The sequence below is a fragment of the Shewanella surugensis genome, assembly GCF_023284005.1.
Taxonomy (GTDB): domain Bacteria; phylum Pseudomonadota; class Gammaproteobacteria; order Enterobacterales; family Shewanellaceae; genus Shewanella; species Shewanella surugensis.
Window position 1 is genome coordinate 1 of sequence record NZ_JAKIKS010000189.1, and the last position, 6,950, is coordinate 6,950.

Genomic DNA, 6,950 nt, shown 5'->3' on the forward strand with positions numbered 1-6,950 from the left:
CGCTGTTAAGGCAAGTTAGTAATGTCACATACTGAGCAAAGTAGAAATGTCACATTATTAGTAATTGGATATAAATAATTTCTCTACTAAACTTTTTATGTCAGGTGTTTCATAGTCACTTGATATGTAAGCGATCAATATAGGACGGTCTTGCAAGAGATTAATAAGTCTGCATTAAGTCAGATGTAAGGGGATTACCACCGAATTTGGTCTTCCACATTCGGGGTGTCAGCTCTTCAACTTGTGAAGCCGGATGCTGACTGACTCGTTGCAGTACATCCACGAGATAAGTATAAGGATTAATCCCTTGCAGACGGCAGGTGACGAGTAAACTTTGCAGCATTCCTAATTGCTCTGCACCCAGCTCTGTCCAGCAGAACAGATAGTTTTTCCGACCCATGGGGATCACCCTCAGCGCACGCTCTAAGTGATTGGTATCGATAGGCACAGCAGGGTAACTCAAGAAAACCTTGAGCTCTGCTTGTCTATCGAGTGCATAACCAAGGGCTTTACTTAACGGATTACTCGGCAAAATATCCGGTCGTTGCCGTTGGTCATAAAGCCATTTGAAAAAACTGTCGACAATAGGCTCACTGAACTTTTGTCGATATGCGAGGATTTCATCGGCATAAATGAGATGGTCACGGATATGTTGTTCTATTTTATAAAGCTTACCGATTTGCTTTATCGCGTCCTTGGCCAATTCAGGCTCCATCAGCAGGGCTCTATCGAAGTAACGCCTTGTGTGAGCCCAACAGGTGGCATGAACGATGTTAGCTTCGTTGTCATTATTCAAGGTCTTTATCACACTGGTGTAAGCTTGGTAACCATCACTCAACAATACCCCTTTGAAACCGGTTAACTGTGCCTTAGCATGCTGACCACCACGACTTTGTGACCAAGTGAAAGCGACTTCATCATCTTCACCGTAAATGGGCCAAAAGTAAGTTTGCTTCATCTTTCCTTTCGCTTTACGGCCCGCTTTCATTGGTACTTCATCCATCGCCAGTACAGAGCTGGTGAGGATATTTTTTAGCATCGCTTGGTAGATAGGTGTTAGCAGCTCAATACCCCGTTTGACCCAATTTATGAGGGTCGCCCGGCTTACCTGAACGCCACTATCAAGCATTCTTTGGTGCTGGCGATACAAGGGTAAATGATACACCCCTTTGTCAACCATTATACCGGCGATAACAGAAACATCAGCAAAGCAACCATCAAACACGTTCTCGGGGGCCGGTTGCGTATTAAGGTAATGCTCTGTTTTGTGACGGACGATGGGGCGCTTGTAGATAAGAATGGTGTAGCTTCCTGGCTGCTGAGCTAATCGGTGCGTCTCTTTATGACCAATAACCTCATAATGCTCAGCATTATCACCCTCAAGCTCTGGCGCCTTAAGGTCAATAACCTTAGTTGGGACAGTGTCATCAAATCGCAAACCCGTATCATTTACTTCATTGCCGGTGCGTTTTTTTGTTGAGCGAGTATAGGATATCTGTTGTTTTTCTTCAGGCGTAGGCTCCCCAGACTTAAGACGTTCAAATAAGACCGCTTGATTAGGGTTGTCCTCTACAAGTTTTTCAGACTTACGGCCAAATAACTGACGCTTAAACCAGTCGAGTTGCTGTTGGAGTGAGAGTACTTTTTCTGACAGCAATATATTTTGAGCTTGGACAAGCTCAAAATTAGAGAGTAATAGTGCAGTATCAGAAGGTGATTTCATGGTTAATATTATACCAAAAACAGTCAGTTATAACGAGTTAAACCGCCTACTTTTTACTTGTTTTTGCCAATTAATACCTTCGATGAGGCACTGTAGCTGAGTCCAAGTTAGATTGATTTTATCACCATCACCTTCAACGTGATGAAGCCGCCCTAACTCTAAGCGTTTACTCCATAAACAGTAGCCTCCGCTGCTGAAATACAAGACTTTCATCATCGTCTGCTTACGATTAATAAAGACAAACAACTCACCGCTCATGGGAGAGGCATGGAGTTGATGTTTAGCTAACACGATTAAGCCATCAAACTGTTTGCGCATATCGACGGGTTTAGCATACAGCCAAATACGTAAGTCAGGGCTAGGCAATAACATCAGTAACGGATGCGTAAAATGATATCCCCAGGGAGTACGAGCTCAACATTCCAATTTGATGTTGGGTCAGGTAATACGGAGGGCTCGCCTTGTTTCGAGGGTTCGATTTCTATCCAATCAGTGCTGGCATCATGGATTTCTGAAGGTGCGGTTAACTGTTGTCGCCAACGATTAAAAGAGGATATTGAAATATTTTCCTGATGACAAAAGTCCTGCATAGATAAAGGCGTTGAGCACCATTTATCCAGGAGCGTTGATTTCTGTAAGTCAGTGAGGTGAGGCTTAGTCATGAGTATTCTCAGTATTGGATTTACCCTGAGATTAGCCATGAAAATTAGTCTTAGGAAGACGTCCTATATTGATCGCTTACATCATTTGTATGAATATATATCCAGAAAGTAAAGGTCCACTTTTTTGTATTTCCAATTTGATTTATTCCAGAAATAGAAATATCGCAACATTTATATTTTTCATTAAAACTGTTCATTACTAATCCTTGTTATTTAAATGTTTTAATTATGAAAAATAACCCTTTTAAATTATAGACTAGATAGAAAATCATGAATGACGGTGTAATTAATCATGTTAAGTTAGCTTTGACAGTTTGTTTTAATTATCTATCCTTCTAATTACATATAGACAAAAAGGTTGAATATGGAGTCAGTAACAAAAAAGGAATTCTATATCGCATTGAAATATCATGGATTAAATATTGAAAATTTAAAGATGCAGATTGCTGACGCATTCAAAACTAAAGCATTGAATATTAATTATTTTTACTATTATCTTACTGAAAATAAAGCGATGATAATTGGCAGTGCTACCGAAGAAAATAAATTTAGTCATATTAACTTGAAATTACAAGTTATTTTCTCTGAAAATGAAGAGGAAAATGACTTTGAAATTTGCTTTACTGATAATGATTAATTACACCAATCTACTTGCTGACCTGACCATACTTTACCTAAATCATTATAAATTAATACGTTAGCTAAATTAACATCGTCAACATAAACAGTAGCTAACGTTTTATTGTATTTTTCTTTGACGAAATCGACCAATACAATTTTTTCAGCATTATCTAAATAGTAACGAACAAATTGTTTTGCTTGAAGAGCTGCTGTTATCTCACCATCACATAAACCTTTTATTTTAGGCGTTTCTACGCCTCTCACACGTATACTTTTCGCACTCAATCGTTCCGGAAAATAAGCTTTAAATTGACTCCCACTAAAGACCTCTTTTACGGATAAAACCGTAACGGAGTTAGACTCTTCCTCAGCCAAAACAATCAACGGATAGTGACTTAAAAACAACATAAGGAAGATGAAATAATTACACAAACTGAGTGATTTCATATGACAACCTATTGATAATATCCTGATTTTATAGCATTAGCTTTTAAAGTGTCTAATCTATCAAGGGATAAACGATGATATTTCACATCTTTCGTTACCTGAAGCTGTCGTACATAGCAGCGTAATTCTGATAATGGGAAATCAATATCCGTTATCATGACATTTGAAGATAAGCACTCTTGAAGCTTATCGATAAAAGGTAAAATATCTCCTTTTTCGGATATTATATAACCATCTGATTTATAATGTATTTCTAAAAATAATTCATCCATGATATTTAATCCATTCTATTGAGAGTGTTGACGTCAATCCACCAATTGATATCCCTCAGTTGTTGGGTCGCATTCATCACGTCAGCTTCGTTTAAAGGAGGGAATTCGAGCAAACAAACAGGAGGAATGACATTCACTTTATGACAATAGGCAATAGCGTGTTCCACGCCTTTAAGAAATAAAATAGTGCCACATTCTCGAGCATGTATTTCAGCAACCAAGGTCACTTGAGGCCCAAACAACGACATGTTTTTCCATCCTTATATCACCATCCATTACAACCCTAACACGATGAGACGGGTATAACATCAATGACGATTTCATCTGATTTATTCTCAATACCTAACAAGGAGATAACGTATTCATCAACGTCTGAATACATATAATCGGGCACCAAATCGCTGACATGAAATATTGAAATATCTTCTTTATCCAATGACGCTATCGATAATTTAAACACATAGCCTTGTTTTACTAATCCTCCATGCAAAGCATGAAATTTTGCTTTCTTAAAATCACTCGTGGAAGCAATGCCTGAATGAGGGATAATGGTATCGTAATAGTGGGTTAAATCCGCAGCGGAGTTCTGACAAACAAGATTGCGTCCTTGTTCCTGATAACGTGTCTTTGTTATGCCACGATATAAATATTCCATAAAATGACAACAATATAAAATAAGTAGTTATAGACTTAATGATAGCTCAACAAACATACATTAGCCTTTTGTCTATTTAATCCTCATAACGGCTTTAATTTGTTGGATAAAAAATCAGCAGCGAGTTGAGCGCGTTTTTCTTCTGCCCTATCACTTTCTCTTTGTTTCAGTTGACGCCGCCACCATTGGAAGTCCGTGACTAAATGGATGGCTTGATTTCTTAATTTCTCTGCATTCGGTGATGTTCCCGTTAACGAACAGGCCGGAGGGATAATATCGACTCTTGTGCAATAAACCAAAGCCCTTTCTATATCATTCATTATAATTAATTTTTTACATTCTCTTGCGTGTATTTTAGCCACTATTTCAGCCATTGGATCTTCTCGTTCATCCAGTTCTGGTTGCGACATATTTTTCCTCCATGAAGAAAATAGATAATGTAAACAGGGAAAGTTCACTTTTTACAAAAGGCGCTTTTTGTAAAAAGTGAGATAAGTAAGGTATAGTCCCGATAGGGTTTACAGTAAAGCAGGATCATGATGTTCAACGGGCGAAATGTAAAAAGTGAGATTGATGCAGTAACTAATGGTCATGAGAAGAACAAGAATTTTTTAACACAAAATGAAATTGCTCAGCTTTTGACTGCTGCTAAAAAAGGAAGACATGGGATCCGTGATTATCTTTGCTTATTAATGATGTACCGCCATGGGCTTCGAGTGAGCGAACTTATTTCATTAAAATTGACTGATTTAAATTTATCTCAATCTCGCTTATGGGTGAATCGACTGAAAAATGGATTGTCTGTAGAGCAACCTATTGCAGGTGATGAGCTTCGTGCGATTAAACGTTATTTGGCGAAAAGAAATGATACTCTTCCCTGGTTATTTATCAGCGAACGAAACCAACCTTTAACCCGGCAATCAATTAACTACATGATTAAGCGTTCGGCTAACCTATGCTCAATATCACCAATTTACCCACACATGCTAAGGCATTCTTGTGGTTATTATTTAGCAAATAAAGGCTATGATTTAAGACTCATTCAAGATTATTTAGGCCATAGAGATCCTAAGCATACTGTGAACTATACTCGCATCGCTGGGGCTCGATTTGAAAGCCTTTGGTAATGGGCTTTATTCCCGCGTCAAACTAGACTTAAATTTAACCTCGTCGGCAACGCGTGGGTTCATTGCCCTCACTTGAGCTTTTCGGCTTCCTTTTCTTGCATTACGCGTCCGATCATACGTGTTTTCTCGCTCTGCTTGGCTCTCTTTTGCAAAAGCCAATGCAGCCCCTAAACGTTTATTATTAACGATGTCACCTTGCTGCACACTTCTTAGCTTATCAAATATACTGTATGTCAGTTCTTCTCCACAATATCGAAGCGAAATTGTGCCATCAGGGTAGTCATAAATCATGACGGCTTTGTTGACTAGCCGCTTAGCTTTCTCTGTTGGATCAAGAAGGTAAATAATTTTGTCGTATTGTAGTGTTAATGAGTTTGAGACTTTACGGCTAGTTTGTCTGGTAAACATATCATCTAATTCAATAGCAGATTCTTGCACAGGACGATGCGCATCTTGTGAAGAATAAGCTGAACACGCAAAGCGGCGATTAAAGTCCGCCATAAACTCTGGAAGCCATGCATTGGCTTCTTCGATGGTATTAATCCCTGCAAGACGCATTTCTTTAATCAGGCGGTCTTGGAGTGTTCTATTGGCTCGCTCGACTCGTCCCTTAGCTTGTGAGCTGTTGGCACAAATCAATTCAATATTGAGCTCATACAAAATTCGCCCGTATTGGGTCATCTGCTTACTGCTTTTTCGACTAGGCGAATTAACCTTAAAGACTGAATGTTTATCGCTATAAAAAGCGGTGGGTTTTCCATAGTTATCAATGTATTCACGGGTAATATTCATGTAATCATAGCTAGTTTCTGACTCACAAAAACGTAATGACATCAGACTACTGGTTGCATCATCAATAAAAACTAACAAACAGCATTTAGGGGCGCGACCTTCAAACCAATCATGGTGAGAGCCATCAATTTGAACAAGATCACCATAACATTCACGTCGATAACGGGGTTGATAAACTTTTTTCTGTTTACGCCTACGAACCCGCCATAAACCCTCGGTGATCAGCCATTGCCTTAAGGTTTCACTGGATAGTTTGATACCATGTAATTCAGCTAACTTTTCACAGGCAAAGGTCGGTTTAAAGTCCGCGTATTTTTGCTTAACCAGCGTTAAGACTTTCTCTCGAAACTCAGGTAAGAAGCGGCGATTACTGGGCAGTCCTCGGCGTTTAGACACTAGGCCAACATCACCATCTTGACGAAATTGATTCACCAATCTTTGGATGTGACGGCGAGTGAGTCCTAAATTCGACGCGGCGGCCAGTTGGGTTAATTGTTTATTGCAAACGTCCTTAATAACACCAATGCGGTGCAGTTCTTCTTCACTCATCGTAATTAACATGACACCAATCTAATATGCTGGATTATGTCTACTCAGCATAGCAGAATGTGACATCTCTAAATTGGGGAAATGTGACATTACTATATTGGA

The 6,950-nt window shown here is 39.1% G+C and carries 11 protein-coding genes; 2 read left to right on the plus strand and 9 right to left on the minus strand.

The window, feature by feature from the left end; genetic code table 11:
• Positions 1 to 160: 160 nt before the first annotated feature.
• From tnpC to tnpA, 3 genes are read right to left on the minus strand one after another with little or no spacing between them, the layout of a single operon-like run.
• Entirely contained in the window at positions 161 to 1,723 is a 1,563-nt protein-coding gene (gene tnpC, locus L2764_RS25090) for an IS66 family transposase (protein WP_248943095.1), read from the minus strand.
• A 27-nt stretch (positions 1,724 to 1,750) separates the two neighbouring features.
• On the minus strand, positions 1,751 to 2,095 hold the full coding sequence (gene tnpB / locus L2764_RS25095; RefSeq protein WP_248943096.1) for an IS66 family insertion sequence element accessory protein TnpB: 345 nt from the start codon (positions 2,093 to 2,095) through the stop codon (positions 1,751 to 1,753).
• Positions 2,095 to 2,385: an IS66 family insertion sequence element accessory protein TnpA gene (gene tnpA, locus L2764_RS25100; RefSeq protein ID WP_248943097.1), complete on the minus strand. Its 291-nt coding sequence runs from the start codon at positions 2,383 to 2,385 to the stop codon at positions 2,095 to 2,097. The genes tnpB and tnpA overlap by 1 nt, the downstream gene beginning before the upstream one ends.
• A gap of 364 nt (positions 2,386 to 2,749) precedes the next feature.
• Here tnpA and L2764_RS25105 point away from each other — a divergent pair, with 364 nt between their 5' ends.
• The gene (locus L2764_RS25105) at positions 2,750 to 3,022 is read left to right on the plus strand and encodes a hypothetical protein (RefSeq protein WP_248943098.1); all 273 of its coding nucleotides are present in this window, start codon (positions 2,750 to 2,752) and stop codon (positions 3,020 to 3,022) included.
• On the opposite strand, the gene L2764_RS25110 is transcribed toward L2764_RS25105, so the two are convergent.
• From L2764_RS25110 to L2764_RS25130, 5 genes are all read right to left on the minus strand, one after another.
• Complete coding sequence (locus L2764_RS25110; protein WP_248943099.1) at positions 3,019 to 3,453, minus strand: thermonuclease family protein; 435 nt, start codon at positions 3,451 to 3,453, stop codon at positions 3,019 to 3,021. The two genes, L2764_RS25105 and L2764_RS25110, sit on opposite strands and share 4 nt — an antisense overlap.
• Before the next feature lie 8 nt (positions 3,454 to 3,461).
• A complete protein-coding gene (locus tag L2764_RS25115) occupies positions 3,462 to 3,725 on the minus strand; it encodes a hypothetical protein (protein ID WP_248943100.1) in 264 nt (87 codons plus the stop codon).
• A gap of 5 nt (positions 3,726 to 3,730) precedes the next feature.
• On the minus strand, positions 3,731 to 3,973 hold the full coding sequence (locus L2764_RS25120) for a hypothetical protein (RefSeq protein ID WP_248943101.1): 243 nt from the start codon (positions 3,971 to 3,973) through the stop codon (positions 3,731 to 3,733).
• A 35-nt stretch (positions 3,974 to 4,008) separates the two neighbouring features.
• The gene (locus L2764_RS25125; RefSeq protein WP_248943102.1) at positions 4,009 to 4,380 is read right to left on the minus strand and encodes a hypothetical protein; all 372 of its coding nucleotides are present in this window, start codon (positions 4,378 to 4,380) and stop codon (positions 4,009 to 4,011) included.
• 83 nt (positions 4,381 to 4,463) lie between these two features.
• Positions 4,464 to 4,790 carry a hypothetical protein gene (locus tag L2764_RS25130; RefSeq protein ID WP_248943103.1) on the minus strand — a complete coding sequence of 109 codons (327 nt, stop codon included), beginning with the start codon at positions 4,788 to 4,790 and terminating at the stop codon, positions 4,464 to 4,466.
• A 126-nt stretch (positions 4,791 to 4,916) separates the two neighbouring features.
• On the opposite strand from L2764_RS25130, the gene L2764_RS25135 reads away from it, so the two are divergent.
• Positions 4,917 to 5,507 (plus strand): tyrosine-type recombinase/integrase, encoded by a 591-nt coding sequence (locus L2764_RS25135; RefSeq protein ID WP_248943104.1) that lies wholly within the window; start codon positions 4,917 to 4,919, stop codon positions 5,505 to 5,507.
• Positions 5,508 to 5,513: 6 nt separating this feature from the next.
• Here L2764_RS25135 and L2764_RS25140 read toward each other — a convergent pair whose 3' ends face one another.
• The gene (locus L2764_RS25140; RefSeq protein ID WP_248943105.1) at positions 5,514 to 6,848 is read right to left on the minus strand and encodes an ISNCY family transposase; all 1,335 of its coding nucleotides are present in this window, start codon (positions 6,846 to 6,848) and stop codon (positions 5,514 to 5,516) included.
• Positions 6,849 to 6,950 lie beyond the last annotated feature (102 nt).

Bases quoted from the DNA above. Each gene is read 5' to 3' on its own strand.
- tnpC (WP_248943095.1), bottom strand. From the start codon at position 1,723: ATGAAATCACCTTCTGATACTGCACTATTACTCTCTAATTTTGAGCTT.
- tnpB (WP_248943096.1), bottom strand. From the start codon at position 2,095: ATGTTATTGCCTAGCCCTGACTTACGTATTTGGCTGTATGCTAAACCC.
- tnpA (WP_248943097.1), bottom strand. From the start codon at position 2,385: ATGACTAAGCCTCACCTCACTGACTTACAGAAATCAACGCTCCTGGAT.
- L2764_RS25105 (WP_248943098.1), top strand. From the start codon at position 2,750: ATGGAGTCAGTAACAAAAAAGGAATTCTATATCGCATTGAAATATCAT.
- L2764_RS25110 (WP_248943099.1), bottom strand. From the start codon at position 3,453: ATGAAATCACTCAGTTTGTGTAATTATTTCATCTTCCTTATGTTGTTT.
- L2764_RS25115 (WP_248943100.1), bottom strand. From the start codon at position 3,725: ATGGATGAATTATTTTTAGAAATACATTATAAATCAGATGGTTATATA.
- L2764_RS25120 (WP_248943101.1), bottom strand. From the start codon at position 3,973: ATGTCGTTGTTTGGGCCTCAAGTGACCTTGGTTGCTGAAATACATGCT.
- L2764_RS25125 (WP_248943102.1), bottom strand. From the start codon at position 4,380: ATGGAATATTTATATCGTGGCATAACAAAGACACGTTATCAGGAACAA.
- L2764_RS25130 (WP_248943103.1), bottom strand. From the start codon at position 4,790: ATGTCGCAACCAGAACTGGATGAACGAGAAGATCCAATGGCTGAAATA.
- L2764_RS25135 (WP_248943104.1), top strand. From the start codon at position 4,917: ATGATGTTCAACGGGCGAAATGTAAAAAGTGAGATTGATGCAGTAACT.
- L2764_RS25140 (WP_248943105.1), bottom strand. From the start codon at position 6,848: ATGAGTGAAGAAGAACTGCACCGCATTGGTGTTATTAAGGACGTTTGC.